Origin of the sequence: Microtetraspora malaysiensis, assembly GCF_001528665.1 — a bacterium.
In the GTDB taxonomy this organism is placed as follows: Bacteria; Actinomycetota; Actinomycetes; order Streptosporangiales; family Streptosporangiaceae; genus Microtetraspora_A; species Microtetraspora_A malaysiensis.
The window spans coordinates 240,674-254,117 of sequence record NZ_BBYJ01000017.1 but is presented as its reverse complement, the minus strand read 5'-3'; the positions used below and the strand labels follow the sequence as shown (position 1 = coordinate 254,117).

Genomic DNA, 13,444 nt, shown 5'->3' with positions numbered 1-13,444 from the left:
CGTGGACGCTGCCCTGGGCGACGATGGGCCGCATGACGCAATTGACCATCCTTCGGTATGGCCCTGCCTGTCCTTCCGCGATGCGGGGGCCGCGATCGACTTCCTCGTCGACGCGTTCAGATTCGTGGAGCGGGCCCGCCGTACCGATGACGACACCCTGAATGTTCGGTACCTATCCCGGCAGCTAGGGAGTGCATAGCAGGGAGTCTCAGGGACATGTCCGTCCTCGTTTGGAGTCGTCGATGACCGTTCACCGTGTCGTGCCCAACGTCCATTCGTCAGGGGCTGTGCAGGAGAACCGGGAGTTCTATGGGCTGTTGGGTTTCGAGGAGGTCATGAACCTCGGCTGGATCATGACGCTCGCCTCCCCGTCCAGTCCGACAGCGCAGATCAGCTTCATCGCCGGCGACAAGACCGCACCGGTCGTCCCCGACATGAGCGTCGAGGTGGACGACGTGGATGCGGCCTACGCGGCCATGCGGGAGAGCGGCGCGGAGATCGTGCATCCCTTGCAGGATGAGGAGTGGGGAGTGCGCAGGTTCTTCGTCCGCGACCCCAACGGCCGCGTGGTCAACGTACTGGGCCACCGCTGACGCCCCTCCCGAAGGCGCCGGCCCGCGCCACAAGGAGAGGGCCTCCGTAAGCAGCGCCGCGAGGTCGTGCCGGAGCGCGCCGTCGCTGCCGAACTCAACGCCAGACCACGAAAGACGCTTGGCTGGGATACCCCGGCCAAGCGCCTCGCCGTGCTTCTCTCCACCAGCAACTAGCCCCATCCGGACGGTATTGGCCGGATCAACCTGCTGCGTCTGGTGCGCTGCTACGGACACCACGAATCTCTTCCCGGCAATCCTCTTCCGATCACCGCACCAGCTAGACCGGGAGGGAGAAGCCCTCGGGCGGCGAGCCCTCGGCGAACAACATCCGCACCCGAGCCGTGCCCTTCCGCATTTCCCGGGCCCGCCGGTGCCCGACACCGATCCCGGCGGCAGGCTGATGGCCTGGGGCCAAGCCCTAAGGGAGTGGGCGCTGGCCCACCCGGAAAGCTTCCGACTCTTCTACGGCCAGCCCATCCCCGGCTACCAGCCCCCCGAGAACGGCCCGGTGGACCAGACAGCACGCCGGGTGTGCCGCGATCTCACCCGCTTGGTGGCCGCCGCATGGCCCCACGCTCGACACCACCAGCCCGAGGACACCTCCTGGTCCGATCTTCACCCGGACTACGCCGCGAAGATCCAGGCAGAGTTCCCGGACGTGCCACCCGCCGCGGCAGCGCTCGCGCTGCGCGTCTGGGGTCGAATGCACGGCCTGGTGGCCCTGGAGATCGATGGCCACATCCATCCCGTCGCAGGCAACCCAGCCGCGCTGCACCGCTCGGAAATGCTTGACCTGGTCAGGTCACTGGGCCTGACCTAGTGCCTTCAGCTGCCGGCGGACAGGAACCAGCTCTTCGGGAATCACCAGGCATCGTCCCCGTCTCGCTGCACTTCTTGCCGCCAGTAGATCATCACTGTGTTGCGACGAGCGCTCGAATGTGCCGATCGGCTCGGGGCGTTCTTGCTGTTCAGACAGCTTGGCGTCACACCACCCGAGGGGACGTCACCTGGCCCCCGACAACCGCGGCCCCGGCCGGCCCTACAGCGATGGCCACACGGTCATGAACCGCAGAGACCGGCCAAGCGGCAGATGTCGGCGCGGATCGACCGCCGCAGCAACCACCTCAGCGCCGGCTCCAGCAACCTCTCGGAGGTCGCTTGCGGGGTTACGCGCACGTGGAAGGTGAAGCGGCACCGGTCCGCGCCGAGCGGTTCGACGAGCCTGTCGCCCTCGGCATCGATCCCCGAAGTGGTGCGCCAGGCGAACGAGCGCCCCGGATCCACCTGGACGACCTCGCCGCCGTTGCGATAGGTCCGGCCCGCGAACCGCATCACCTCGGCTGTGGTCGTGCCCACCCGCACGATGCCTTCGGGGCGCGGCGCCATCGTCTCGACGCCCTTGCGCCAGCGTGGGTCCTGGCCGTAGTCGGCGACGACCGCCCACACACGTGCGGCCGCGCAGGCGATCTCCCCGACCTCCTGAAGCTCGATCACGCGGCGATGATACGGGACTGATCGCGGTCGCCGCCCTGCCGATCAGCCTGGCCGCCTTCGCCCAGCCCGATCTGCCTAGCCATCCCGGTGGCCACCTGGTTCCGGATGCTCATCGACCGGCCCCGCGCGTCCTCGCTGTGGCGACGTACATGGGGTACGAGGTCACCGGCCTTTCAGAGGCTGAGTAGGTCGAGGGGGCCGAGGTCGCGGACGGTCTGGGCGAAGGCGCGGATCATGTCGTTCTCCGTCTCCGCCGACCACACCGGCGCGAACTTCAAGAGATCGACATCCCGGACAGGCAGGTAGACGATGTCGGGCCGGATCCAGTAGCGGCTCATGTGGTGGGGAAAGAGACTGACAGTCTCTCCGGTGGTGACCAGGGAGAGGATCTCCTCGGTATTTCGCGCCAGGGGACCGCGCTCGATCCGGTGGCCCGCTGGAGTGTGGGATGGGAGGAAGCTGTCCGCCCAGTAATCGGGCCTGGACGGCGAGTCATGGTGCGGGAAATCGGCGAGCATCTCCAGCGAGGCGGTTGTGTACCGGGCGAGTTCGTGATCCGTGGCCACCCCCAGCCGGCGCGGCTCGGTGAACAGCACTGGCCCCACGGTCAGATCGGGTTCCTCGACGGGCAGCCACGCGACCAGGACGTCAATGTCGCCGCGGCGCAACCCGGCGAACGGATCAACGAAGGGAGCGAGCCGGATCTGCAGCTTCCACTGGGGGTGGTGGCTTCGGAACGTGTCCCAGTAGCGCCGCAGGTCATGGGCAATGTGCGGGATCATGCCCAGGCGCAGCACGCCGGTGATGCCCTCGGCGGCCAGCTTGGCCCGGCGCATGCCCTCCTGGAGCCCGCTGTACATCGGCCAGAGATCGTCGCGGAGCTGACGGCCGAGTGGCGTCAGCCGTACTGACCGCGGGGTCCGTTCGAAGAGCGGGGCGCCGATCTGGCGTTCCTGCTTCTGGATCGACTTGGTGATCCGGGCCGGGGTGACGTGCAGTCGTTCGGCGGTGCGGGCAAAGTGGAGCTCTTCGGCCAGGGTCAGGAAGATTTCGATGTCGCGAAGCTCCACGACCCTCCCTCACGTTGCCTTTGGGGTTAATTCTGTCTTGCGCATTTTGTCATTGTTTCGGGCTATTTCGTGCCTGGATTCTAGTCACCGGACGAATCACGATTCTGGAGTGACGACATGACGCAGCTGACAGGTAAGACGGCGCTGGTGACCGGGGCCTCGCGCGGGATCGGCCGGGCCATCGCGCAGCGGCTGGCGGCCGCGGGCGCGCTGGTGGCCGTGCACTTCGGCACCAACGAGAACGCGGCCCTGGAGACCGTGCAGCTGATCGAGAAGGACGGCGGCCGTGCCTTCCCGGTACGGGCCGAGCTGGGCGTGCCCGGGGACGTCGATGCCCTGTTCGCCGGGCTGGAGGCGGGCCTTGCCGCGTGGACCGGCCAGGTACGGCTGGACATCCTGGTCAACAACGCCGCCATCAACACCGGAGGGCCGATCGACGCCATCACCCCCGAGGCGTTCGACCGGCTGATCGCGATCAACACCAAGGCGCCGCTGTTCATCATCCAGCGGGCGCTGCCGTTGCTGAATGACGGCGGCCGGATCGTCAACGTGACCACCGCGGCGACCAGGATCGCGATGCCCGAGGCGCCGTACGCGATGAGCAAGGTCGGCGTCGAGGTGCTCAGCCGTTCCCTGGCCCAGCAGGTGGGCGCGCGCGGCATCACGGTCAACGCCGTGGCGCCAGGGCCGACGGTCACCGACATGAATCCGTGGATGCTCGACAACCCCGAGGTGCAGCAGATGGTCGGCACCGGCAACGCGATCCCGCGGGTCGGTCAGCCCGATGACATCGCCGACGTGGTCGCCTTCCTGGCCTCCGACGCGGGCCGCTGGGTGACCGGCCAGGTCATCGACGCCTCCGGCGGCTGTTTCCTCGGCCCGCGGATCTGAGCTGACAGCGCCCGGGGCCGCTGTCAGCGCGCCCCGGGCGTATCAGACCTGCCCACGCAAGCCCCTCATTCTTTGGAAGATGCCATGAAGACCAAGATTCTTGCCCTGAGCCTCGCCGCCGTGACCATCGCGGGGACCGCCACCCCGGCATTCGCCGACACCGGCGACGCGGCCGTCGTGGCCGCGCTCAACGCGGTGGCCAAGCCGCTGGCCTCCACCTCGCCCGGCGCGCGTTCGCACGACCTAGACGCCTTCGGCGCCATGGTGGGCGACGCCCAGGTGGTCGGTGTCGGCGAGGCCACGCACAGCACCGCCGAGTTCTACACCCTCAACCAGCGGCTGTTTCGCTACCTGGTGGCCGAGAAAGGCTTCACCACGTTTGCCCGCGAGCTGAGCTGGAGCACCGGCGTGCGGCTCAACGACTACGTCCTGGACGGCAAGGGCGACCCGCGCGCGATCTTCCACGACGAGGTCAAGGGCCCCTACGACCTGTTCGACAACCGCGAGTTCCTCGACCTGGTCCGGTGGATGCGCGCCTACAACACCGGCCACACCGACAAGGTCCAGTTCATGGGCGCCGACCTGCTCTACCCCGGCGACATCTTGTTCGACAAGGTGCTGGCCTACGTCAAGCAGCACCACTCGAGCCTCTTGCCGGAGTTCACCAAGCTGTATGACGGGTTGCGTCCCACCACGAAGAACGCGGGCGAGTACATGGCGCAGGCGTTGGCCGTACCGCTGAAGACCCGGCAGAACTATGCCGAGCGCGCCACCAAGGCGCTCGAGCTCCTTCAGAAGCAGGGCGCGGACGAGTGGGTGGTGCAGCACGCCCGCGCGCTGTCGCAGACCTTCACCGACTTCGCCTTCGACCAGAGCACCGCCGATGGCCGCCGCCAGGCCCAGGAGTACCGCGACACCGTCCTGGCCGACAACGTGACCTGGTGGAACAGGACCACCGGCGACAAGGTCCAGGTGTCGGGACTGAACGCGCACCTCAGCTACACCCCGATCGACACGATGTTCGTCCCCAGCCCGATGGGGGGCATGCTGCGCAAGCGGCTCGGCGACCGGTTCGTCACCGTCGGTACCAGCTTCGACCGGGGCGGCTACAACTTCCTCACCGACGGCACCTGCCCGAAGGGATCCAAGCCCGCCGAACGCCCCTCGGCGTGCAAGGGCACCGTCAGCGCGGCGGGCGCGGACTACAACGAGTACGTCCTGGACCAGGTCCGCTACCGCGACTTCATCCTCGACACCCGCACCACGCCGGCGGCCGCTCGGGAGTGGCTGGCCAAGGCCCGCCCCACCCGCCTGATCGGCGGCGGCTTCTGGTCACCCGACCAGGCCGTCCAGGCCTCCCTGGGCCGATCCTTCGACCTGGTTGTCCACCTCCACCAGGTCAAGGCCGCCCAGCTACTGCCCTAAGACCTGTGGCTCACGCCGTGAGCGATCGTCACGGCGTTGACCACTTCGATGCGAACTACGCGCAGCTCCTCGGCCTTTGCTGTGTTCATCTCGTTCAGGCGTGTGCTGGCGGCTGTGAGTGTGTGCCGGTGTGTGGATGCGTTGCTGTACTTCCCTGCTGGACAGCACGAGGGCTGTCGGGCCTGGCCGTGAGGCATCCTTCGGCAGGGCCGCGGCCGGCCGTGGATCGCCTGGCTTGGCATGCACGGCATCCGCGTGCGCCCGCCGCGCGGACTTCGCTCACCGGCACATCGCGTCGATGAACTCCGAGAAGCCCGGGAACTCCTCTCGCGCCCGCGCCACGATCTCCGCCGCGGAACGGCGCCTCCCCGGCGCGTACCGCTCCGCGATCGCCTGGAACGCCTCGTTCGGCTGCGTCTCACGACCTGGGTCGGCGAATGCCTCTGCCGGGCCCAAACCCTCCGCGAACAACCAGAGCAGATCACCGAGATCGCGAGCTACCACGCCGCATTCACCCTCGGAACCGAGGTAGACGACGGGCTGCTCGATGATTGACACACCAGGCCGAACCAGCCAGAAACCGACATAGTCGCCCGCCCCGGTAGCGCCGAAAAAGCGAAATTCGCTGCCATCGACCTCTTTGTTACCGGTCCACAGGCGGAACCACCACGCGGTCTTCTCCGGCGCCTCGAATCGCTCGTACAGCTCGAAATCACAACCGTGGGCCTCGTCGGTTTCTTCGTCCCACTCCCACTCAAAGCCAACCTCGGCCACCTCGGCCAGGGCGACGGGCAGGGCCAGATGTTCAGTTGTCTCCGTCATCCCGAGAGACTAGGCCACTCCACATCCGGTAGCCGATCTGAGTGCGTTGCCGCAGTGGAGGACCATCATGGTCATGGGAGGGCGCGGCATTCGCCTCACCACCGCTGGAACGTAGGGACGTAAGCGGACGTTGCCGTCAGCGGACCCAAAAGCGCCCCGAAGCGATGATCACTTCGGGGCGTCTCGGCTGTTCGAAGATAGTGGTCAGCGAGCGAAGCGTGGCCGTGCCCCGGGCGCCCTCGAAGAAGTGGTCGCCGTCGATCTCGGCCGTCACCCGGCCATGCCGAGGAGCACGGCTGCGGTGCCCACGCCCAGCGCGAGCGGATAGGCCCACCACCTGGGCGCGGGCCCGTCCTTCAGGATGCGAGTCCCCAGCGGCACCAGCGCGACGCACAAGCCGAGAGTGGCGACGATCGACATCGGACCCGTCCCCTTGAGTACGCCGATCGGCAGCGCGCTCATCGATGCCAGGGCGACGGATCTGACGATCCCCAGCACGCCTGCCCGCCATACGCCGACGGCCAGCACGACCCAGCCGAAGAAGATCGCGATCGACAACGGTTGAAGCACGTGGAACGCACCGTAGTAGCCGTCGACCGCCTTCCGCCCCGCCTCCACCCCCTGGGCGTCGGCAATCTGGAAGATCAGGTGATTGATCCCGGTGTGAAAGGCGCGGGCGAACAGCCCGAGCATGACCATCGCACCACCCCACAGCGCCCACCGCGGCTGGGTCGCCCACGCGCGCCGGACCAGCGCGATGACGGCAGGCCACAGCAGGACGTTCCCCGCGGCGAAGGCGCTGTAGGAGGCGGTCATCCTGCCGGGGTCTGCGGCGAACGCCGCGAGTTGCCCGGGGAAAAAGTCATCGAAATCGGCGCGGAGCAGCACTCCGGCGAGCATCAGAACCGGACCGAGGACAAGTCCGGCACCCTCAACCCAGCGGCCAGGGAATTCAAAAGAGGTCGTTGCCATGCCGTCGATCCAACTTGTGCGGCGCCCGCCGCACATTGGCGCGGGGACCAGGCCCCGGGGTAGACCTGGCACTACCTCGGCTCGGCCTGCAAGTAGGCCAGGACGGCCAGGACGCGGCGGTGGCCGTCGGCGGCGGGCGGGAGGTCGAGCTTGGCGAAGATGCTCGCGATGTGCTTGGCGACCGCCGCGTCGGTGACGAAGAGAGCCCGGGCTATCGAGGCGTTGGCCCGTCCCTCGGCGATCAGGGCGAGCACTTCCAGCTCCCGTGGAGTAAGGCGCCGCAGCGGGTCGCGCCGCCCGCTGAGCAACTGCCGCACCACCTCGGGGTCGATGACCGTGCCGCCCTCCGCGACCCGGACGAGCGCGTCGACGAACTCGCCGACATCCCCGATCCGCTCCTTGAGCAGGTAGCCGACGCCCGTGCCACGACCGGAGCCGAGCAACTCGGCGGCGTAGGTCTGCTCGACGTACTGGCTGAGCACCAGCACGGCCAGTTCCGGGTGCGCCGTGCGCAGTACGAGCGCGGCACGCAGCCCTTCGTCAGTGAAGCCGGGCGGCATCCGCACATCGACCACCACGATGTCCGGCCGGTGCTCCTCCACCGCTGCGACGAGGGAGACGGCGTCGCCAACAGAGGCGGCGACCGTGTGCCCGAAGCGCTCCAGCAGGCCGACCAGGCCCTCACGGAGAAGAACGGCGTCCTCGGCGATCACTACCCGCACGGAATCTCCACTCGCATCGTGGTCGGCCCGCCTGCCGGACTGGACAGGGACAACGTGCCGTCGACCACGGCCACCCTGTCGGCCAGCCCGACCAGACCGGTGCCGCCGGCCGGATCGGCACCGCCGACCCCATCGTCGCGGACCTCCATGATCAGCGTATCGTCGACCAGCAGGCCGATCACCTGGGCCCTGGCTGCCCGGCTGTGCTTGGCGATGTTCGCCAGAGCCTCGGAGACGACGTAGTAGGCGGTCACCTCCACCGCCTCGGGCAGCCGCCGCGGCAGAGAGACGTTCACATCCACCGGCACCGGAGAGCGCCCGGCCACGTCACGGGCGGCGGCGGCCAGGCCGCGGTCGGTGAGCACCTGCGGATGCACGCCGCGGATCAGCTCTCGCAGTTCGGCCAGGGCCCGCCTGGCCTCCTCGTGGGCCTGCGCGACCGGCTCGGCGACCGGCGAGTCCGGAGGCAGGTCGAGCCGGGCCAAACCCAGCTTCATACTCAGCGCGACAAGCCGCTGCTGGGCACCATCATGCAGATCGCGCTCGATCCGGCGGCGTTCCATCTCGAACGCGTCCACCAGCCGGGCGCGTGAGCGCACCACCTCGGCCAACTCGGTCTCGCGTGGAGCGAGCAGCGCCCTGGTCATCGCTCCGCGCGCCCCCGCCCAGGCGGTGAAGGCGTAGGCGGCCACCGGAAACAGAAGAAGTCCAGCGGCCGAGGCCGTCAGCGCGGCGGCGAGCGCCCACGTCTCCTCCACCGGCTGGAGGACGGGCGACAGGATCAGCACGACGGGACCCCCGATGGTGAAACAGACCACCACCAGGTCGATCCACCAGAGCGCGAGGAGCGAGACCAGCGTCAGGCCGACCTTGCGCCACAGCTCGTCAGACGCGCGGGCGGGCGGGGCGAGGTCGACCAGCCGCAGCCGCCACCGCTCGAACCCCGTCACCGGCAGAACAAGCAGACCGGCGGCGGCCAACCCGGCGGTGACCATGAGCGGGACGAATCCCAGGAGGGAGATCGACACCACGACGATGACGACGGTGACGCCGAGCACGGCACTCGACAACAGGTACGCCAGTGATCGCCACGGCCACCGGGATCGCAGGAAGGACAGCGGATGCCGGGTGAGGGCCTGCAGAGCGGTCCGGGTACGCACCGTTAGAAGCTAGTGCCCCTCCCGCCAATTTTTGCCCCGTCGCGTCGCCCAGGGCGGCACCTCGCTGCGTTGACGCCCCACCCACGAAAAGTCCTCGCAGGCTCGGACTTTCCGCGGGGCCCGGGATTGTCGGCCGTAGGCTCCGCTACGGCCTCCTCCTCCGCCTTGCGATGCACCACCCTGGATCACCGCTCCGTCCGGGCAAACCTTGCCGGTCACGGCACTAGCCGCTGGAAACCATCCGTCGCGGACCCACCGAAAGCCGTGTGCGAACGCCGGCCGAGGCTCCTCTATGAGGAGATGATCGGGAGAAGCTGAGCGTCCGCTGCCGTTGCCGTCAGAGAACGCGAAAAAACGCCCCGGCCGTGATCGGCTCGGGGCGTTCTTGCTGTTCAGATGATGTGGTCAGGGGCAGGGTCGAACTGCCGACCTTCCGCTTTTCAGGCGGACGCTCGTACCAACTGAGCTACCTGACCCTACGGCTTTCGCCGTGAGCGGTCCTGACGGGACTTGAACCCGCGACCTCCACCTTGACAGGGTGGCGAGCACTCCAAACTGCTCTACAGGACCTTGTGTAGGAAGCTTTTCGCTTCCGTTTTTTTCGGCTTGCTTAGCTTACCAGTTCTTCGGAGGTCTTCGACCTTCCGTTTCCCCGGTGAGCTTTCGCTCGCCAGTGCCCCCAACGGGATTCGAACCCGTGCCGCCGCCTTGAAAGGGCGGTGTCCTAGGCCGCTAGACGATGGGGGCTCGGAGCTTTCGCCCCGTTCCGTTCCGTCTTCCGTCGGAGACCTCTGAAGCATAGGGGACGTTTGCCCCTGATGCCAAAGCGACCGGCGACGGTGTGCCGCTGATCGTTCCCGTTGGCGACGGGGCGTTCTTCGGCTCCGGAAGAATTGTACGGCCCGGCTCGGGCTCGATATGCCGCTGGCATTGGATCCACTGCTCTCCCAGACCGCCCACGGTGATGTCGTCCCAGGCCTGGAGCCGGTGAGTGTCCTTGCTGAAATACAGGACGGACGCCTCAAGAGGGGTCGGCTCCTCGTGCTCCAGGCCGCGCAGCCCGGCTCCTCCGGTGGATCCCTGGACCATCAGCCGCGTACGGGTGGGCAGCAGTTCGGTCGAGCGCTTGTGGACGTGCCCGGCCAGCACCAGCGCCGTGGCGCCGGAGAGCGCCCGGCCCACGGTCGGGTCGTGCACGGCGACGAGATCGACCGGGATCTTCTCGGGCGACGGATCGGCCACGGGGCTGGGCCGTTCGGGCGGCGCGAGCCGCACCGCGTGGGTCCGGCCGAGGTTGACCAGGTCGGCGTCGTCGGCGGCGGGCTCCAGCGACTTGTCCGGGGTGAACCGGGGGTCGCCGATCCCGTAGATGCGCAGCCCTTTCACCGTCTTGGCGGTGCCGTCCAGCACGATCGCGTTCTTCTGCTTGGCCACCGCGCGCTGCGTGATCGCCGAGTCGTGGTTGCCTCGGACGTACACGTACGGGACCCCGAGCTTGCCGATCTCCTCGACGTACGGGTTCTCCGCCCGGGTCCCGTGGTCGCTGATGTCGCCCGTGTCGATGATCAGATCGACCTTGAACTGCTCCTTGAGCGAGCGGATGACGTTCCAGCCGACGGGGTTGATGTGCAGGTCCGAGACGTGCAGGACCCTGATCGTCCCCGGGTCGGGGGTGTAGATCGGCAGCGTGGAGCCCACCTCGTAGAGCTGGGAGACGTTGGTCACCAGCTTGGCGAGCTGACCCCGGTACTCATCGAACCGGGTCACGATCGACTCCGCGCTGCCGATGAGCGACGGAACGCCGGTGAGCAGCCCGGTGTAGCGGGGTTCGGAGACGGAACGCGGGTTGAACGTGAGCACCGACACCCCGCCCAGCGCGGCCACGACGACCAGCGCCCCGACGCCCGTCCACGCGGCGCGCGAGAGGCGGCGGAACACGATCAGCCCGGCCAGGAAGCCTCCCGCCACGGCGAACAGCACCGCACGGATCGCCAACTGGCGCAGCCCATCGATCAGGTCTCTCTCGATGGTCTCCGGCAGCCGGTCGGCCCACTCGGGGTTGTTCAGGATCTCCTGCGCCACGTCCGGGTGGACCGCCTCGATGCCGAGCGTGAGCCGTAGCGGACCTCGATGAGAGGCGAACCGGAGCGTTCCCAGCGGGCGGACGTCGATGACCGACTCGCCGCGCCAGGTCGGCTGGAAGGACATCTGGACGTCCGCCGGCCCCATGGGGGTCTGGACGGACGCACCGAGCACGAGCCCGAGCCACGCCCCGGCCACCGCGACGGCGGTGATCGCGAGCACGCGTGCCACGCGACCCCTGATCAGCCGCCGGGGGCTGCCCTTCCACGCCGATGTCTCCATGCCTTTCCTGCTTACCCCAATCCTGAGTCGATCGCGACCGGATACCCGTCGGGATCGACGGCGAACGGGCGGCCACCGCCCCGATCGAGCGCATCGCGCAGGCTCCGGAGGCGTGGCGAAGGGCCGGTGACCGGCCGCAGCGCCCCTTCGCGGAGCCGCCGGGCCGTACGGTGTCACCGCACGGCGACACCCGCGTTCCCCGGTGACACGATGGAGACATGATCGACGTCCCCCTGGACAGGTTCGAAGAGCTCGTTTCCGAGGCGCTGGACACGATCCCGCCCGGGCTGGCCAAGGTCATGGACAACGTGGTGGTGGTCGTCGTCGACGATCCGCCGGAGCCGGGCCTCCTCGGGCTCTACACCGGCATCCCGCTGACCGAGCGCGGCGACTGGTACTCCGGAGTCCTCCCGGACCGGATCGAGATCTACCGCAACCCCACCCTGGAGATCTGCGAGACGCCCGAGGAGGTCGTCGAGGAGGTCCGCATCACCGTCGTCCACGAGATCGCCCACCATTTCGGGATCGACGACGAGCGGCTGCACGAGCTCGGCTGGTGATCGGTACGAGTTGCGAAACCCCGAGACCATGGGAACTGTTGGTGACATACTGAACACGGTTCGTGTGGGTGATCTCAGCGGGGTGATATGGCGGCGACCAGGGTCGGTCGGTCCCCCGGACGGCATCGTCGTCCCGTCGAAGGGCAGGCGACCTACGGCGAGGTCATCGCCATCGGCGAGTTCCGCGCCCTGTGGCTCGGCCAGGGCATGTCCCTGCTCGGCGACCAGCTCGCCCAGGTCGCCCTGGCGATCCTCGTCTACAACCGGACGCAGTCCGCTCTCGCCACCGCCGGCGTCTACGCGCTGACCTACCTGCCGCCGATCGTCGGGGGGCCGCTGCTCGCGGGGCTCGCCGACCGCTATCCGCGCCGCCGCATCATGCTCGTCTGCGATCTCCTCCGGGCCGGGCTGATCGCCGTCACCGCCGTGCCCGGCATGCCGTTCGCCGCGCTCTGCGCGCTCGTCTTCGGCGTGGTCCTGCTCAGCGCGCCGTTCTCCGCCGCCCGCGCGGCGCTGCTGCCCGAGGTGCTCGAAGGCGACCGGTACGTCGTCGGCTCCGCCCTGCAGAACGTCACCAACCAGGCGGTTCAGATGCTGGGGTTCGCGGTCGGCGGCGCCGTCATCGCGACCCTCGGGCCGTACCGCGCCCTCGCGCTCGACGCGGCCACCTTCCTGGGGTCGGCTCTGGTCATCGTGGCGGGTGTGGGCAGGCGCGACGCCCCCGCCGGCTCTGGGGGCCGCCTCTCGATGTGGACCACGACCAGGGCCGGCGGCCGCCTCGTCTTCGGTGACCGGCGGCTGCGCACCCTGGTGTTGTTCGCCTGGCTCTGCGGGTTCTACGTGCTGCCTGAGGGCATCGCCGTGCCGTACGCCATGGAGCTCGACGACGGGACGCTGCCGGTGGCCGCCGTGACCGGGCTGCTCATGGCGGCGATGCCGACCGGGACCGTGATCGGGGCGTTCATGTTCAGCCGGTTCGTCGCGCCGTCGGCGCGGCTGCGGGCGATGGGGTGGATGGCGATGCTGACGTGCGCGCCGCTCATCGTGTGCGCGATGCGGCCGCCGCTTGTCGCCGTGCTGCTGCTGTGGGTCCTGTCAGGGATAGGCGGCGCCTACCAGCTCGCGGCGAACGCCGCCTTCGTGCAGTGCGTCCCGGCCGACCGGCGCGGCCAGGCGTTCGGGATCGTCCAGTCGGGCCTGCTGGCGGCCCAGGGCATCGGCATCCTGATCGGGGGCGCCGTCGCCCAGGAACTCGGTCCGGAGCCGGTGGTCGCCCTCGCCGGCGCGGCCGGACTCTCGCTCGCGGCATGGCTGGCCATGGCCTGGACCGAGTCCCGTACGGAGATCTTCGCCGAGGCCCGGACGGCGTGA

Annotated in this window: 14 protein-coding genes and 3 tRNA genes; 6 read left to right on the top strand and 11 right to left on the bottom strand. The window is 68.6% G+C overall.

The window, feature by feature from the left end; all coding sequences use genetic code 11:
* Window positions 1-242: 242 nt before the first annotated feature.
* Window positions 243-593 carry a VOC family protein gene (locus AWQ71_RS22780; RefSeq protein WP_067136399.1) on the top strand — a complete coding sequence of 117 codons (351 nt, stop codon included), beginning with the start codon at window positions 243-245 and terminating at the stop codon, window positions 591-593.
* Window positions 594-963: 370 nt separating this feature from the next.
* Window positions 964-1,413 (top strand): TetR-like C-terminal domain-containing protein, encoded by a 450-nt coding sequence (locus AWQ71_RS22775; RefSeq protein WP_218001914.1) that lies wholly within the window; start codon window positions 964-966, stop codon window positions 1,411-1,413.
* A gap of 239 nt (window positions 1,414-1,652) precedes the next feature.
* Here AWQ71_RS22775 and AWQ71_RS22770 read toward each other — a convergent pair whose 3' ends face one another.
* Window positions 1,653-2,087 (bottom strand): SRPBCC family protein, encoded by a 435-nt coding sequence (locus tag AWQ71_RS22770; RefSeq protein ID WP_067136397.1) that lies wholly within the window; start codon window positions 2,085-2,087, stop codon window positions 1,653-1,655.
* 173 nt (window positions 2,088-2,260) lie between these two features.
* Window positions 2,261-3,157: a LysR family transcriptional regulator gene (locus AWQ71_RS22765; RefSeq protein ID WP_067136395.1), complete on the bottom strand. Its 897-nt coding sequence runs from the start codon at window positions 3,155-3,157 to the stop codon at window positions 2,261-2,263.
* A 117-nt stretch (window positions 3,158-3,274) separates the two neighbouring features.
* Here AWQ71_RS22765 and AWQ71_RS22760 point away from each other — a divergent pair, with 117 nt between their 5' ends.
* The gene (locus AWQ71_RS22760; protein WP_067136391.1) at window positions 3,275-4,048 is read left to right on the top strand and encodes an SDR family oxidoreductase; all 774 of its coding nucleotides are present in this window, start codon (window positions 3,275-3,277) and stop codon (window positions 4,046-4,048) included.
* A gap of 84 nt (window positions 4,049-4,132) precedes the next feature.
* Complete coding sequence (locus AWQ71_RS22755; protein WP_067136389.1) at window positions 4,133-5,473, top strand: erythromycin esterase family protein; 1,341 nt, start codon at window positions 4,133-4,135, stop codon at window positions 5,471-5,473.
* Window positions 5,474-5,752: 279 nt separating this feature from the next.
* On the opposite strand, the gene AWQ71_RS22750 is transcribed toward AWQ71_RS22755, so the two are convergent.
* The 9 genes from AWQ71_RS22750 to AWQ71_RS22715 form a co-directional block, all read right to left on the bottom strand.
* Entirely contained in the window at window positions 5,753-6,295 is a 543-nt protein-coding gene (locus tag AWQ71_RS22750; RefSeq protein WP_067136387.1) for a hypothetical protein, read from the bottom strand.
* 136 nt (window positions 6,296-6,431) lie between these two features.
* On the bottom strand, window positions 6,432-6,569 hold the full coding sequence (locus tag AWQ71_RS41840; protein ID WP_157570497.1) for a hypothetical protein: 138 nt from the start codon (window positions 6,567-6,569) through the stop codon (window positions 6,432-6,434).
* Complete coding sequence (locus tag AWQ71_RS22745; RefSeq protein ID WP_067136385.1) at window positions 6,566-7,267, bottom strand: hypothetical protein; 702 nt, start codon at window positions 7,265-7,267, stop codon at window positions 6,566-6,568. Before AWQ71_RS22745 ends, AWQ71_RS41840 begins: the two co-directional genes overlap by 4 nt.
* Before the next feature lie 71 nt (window positions 7,268-7,338).
* Window positions 7,339-7,989: a response regulator gene (locus AWQ71_RS22740; RefSeq protein WP_157570496.1), complete on the bottom strand. Its 651-nt coding sequence runs from the start codon at window positions 7,987-7,989 to the stop codon at window positions 7,339-7,341.
* Window positions 7,980-9,149: a sensor histidine kinase gene (locus AWQ71_RS22735; protein WP_067136381.1), complete on the bottom strand. Its 1,170-nt coding sequence runs from the start codon at window positions 9,147-9,149 to the stop codon at window positions 7,980-7,982. Before AWQ71_RS22735 ends, AWQ71_RS22740 begins: the two co-directional genes overlap by 10 nt.
* Window positions 9,150-9,551: 402 nt before the next feature.
* Window positions 9,552-9,625 (bottom strand) — tRNA-Phe (locus AWQ71_RS22730).
* A gap of 19 nt (window positions 9,626-9,644) precedes the next feature.
* A tRNA-Asp gene (locus tag AWQ71_RS22725) sits at window positions 9,645-9,719 on the bottom strand.
* Between the two features lie 104 nt (window positions 9,720-9,823).
* A tRNA-Glu gene (locus AWQ71_RS22720) sits at window positions 9,824-9,896 on the bottom strand.
* Entirely contained in the window at window positions 9,882-11,513 is a 1,632-nt protein-coding gene (locus tag AWQ71_RS22715; RefSeq protein WP_067136379.1) for a metallophosphoesterase family protein, read from the bottom strand. The genes AWQ71_RS22720 and AWQ71_RS22715 overlap by 15 nt, the downstream gene beginning before the upstream one ends.
* A gap of 218 nt (window positions 11,514-11,731) precedes the next feature.
* Between AWQ71_RS22715 and AWQ71_RS22710 the strand changes: the two genes are divergently transcribed.
* Window positions 11,732-12,073, top strand: coding sequence for a metallopeptidase family protein (locus AWQ71_RS22710; protein WP_067136378.1), 342 nt, complete (start codon window positions 11,732-11,734; stop codon window positions 12,071-12,073).
* Window positions 12,074-12,160: 87 nt separating this feature from the next.
* On the top strand, window positions 12,161-13,444 hold the full coding sequence (locus tag AWQ71_RS22705; protein ID WP_067136376.1) for an MFS transporter: 1,284 nt from the start codon (window positions 12,161-12,163) through the stop codon (window positions 13,442-13,444).

Excerpts from the sequence above, each read along its gene's own strand:
- AWQ71_RS22705 (WP_067136376.1), top strand. The coding sequence starts at position 12,161 with ATGGCGGCGACCAGGGTCGGTCGGTCCCCCGGACGGCATCGTCGTCCC.
- AWQ71_RS22710 (WP_067136378.1), top strand. The coding sequence starts at position 11,732 with ATGATCGACGTCCCCCTGGACAGGTTCGAAGAGCTCGTTTCCGAGGCG.
- AWQ71_RS22780 (WP_067136399.1), top strand. The coding sequence starts at position 243 with ATGACCGTTCACCGTGTCGTGCCCAACGTCCATTCGTCAGGGGCTGTG.
- AWQ71_RS22750 (WP_067136387.1), bottom strand. The coding sequence starts at position 6,295 with ATGACGGAGACAACTGAACATCTGGCCCTGCCCGTCGCCCTGGCCGAG.
- AWQ71_RS22755 (WP_067136389.1), top strand. The coding sequence starts at position 4,133 with ATGAAGACCAAGATTCTTGCCCTGAGCCTCGCCGCCGTGACCATCGCG.
- AWQ71_RS22715 (WP_067136379.1), bottom strand. The coding sequence starts at position 11,513 with ATGGAGACATCGGCGTGGAAGGGCAGCCCCCGGCGGCTGATCAGGGGT.
- AWQ71_RS22760 (WP_067136391.1), top strand. The coding sequence starts at position 3,275 with ATGACGCAGCTGACAGGTAAGACGGCGCTGGTGACCGGGGCCTCGCGC.
- AWQ71_RS22745 (WP_067136385.1), bottom strand. The coding sequence starts at position 7,267 with ATGGCAACGACCTCTTTTGAATTCCCTGGCCGCTGGGTTGAGGGTGCC.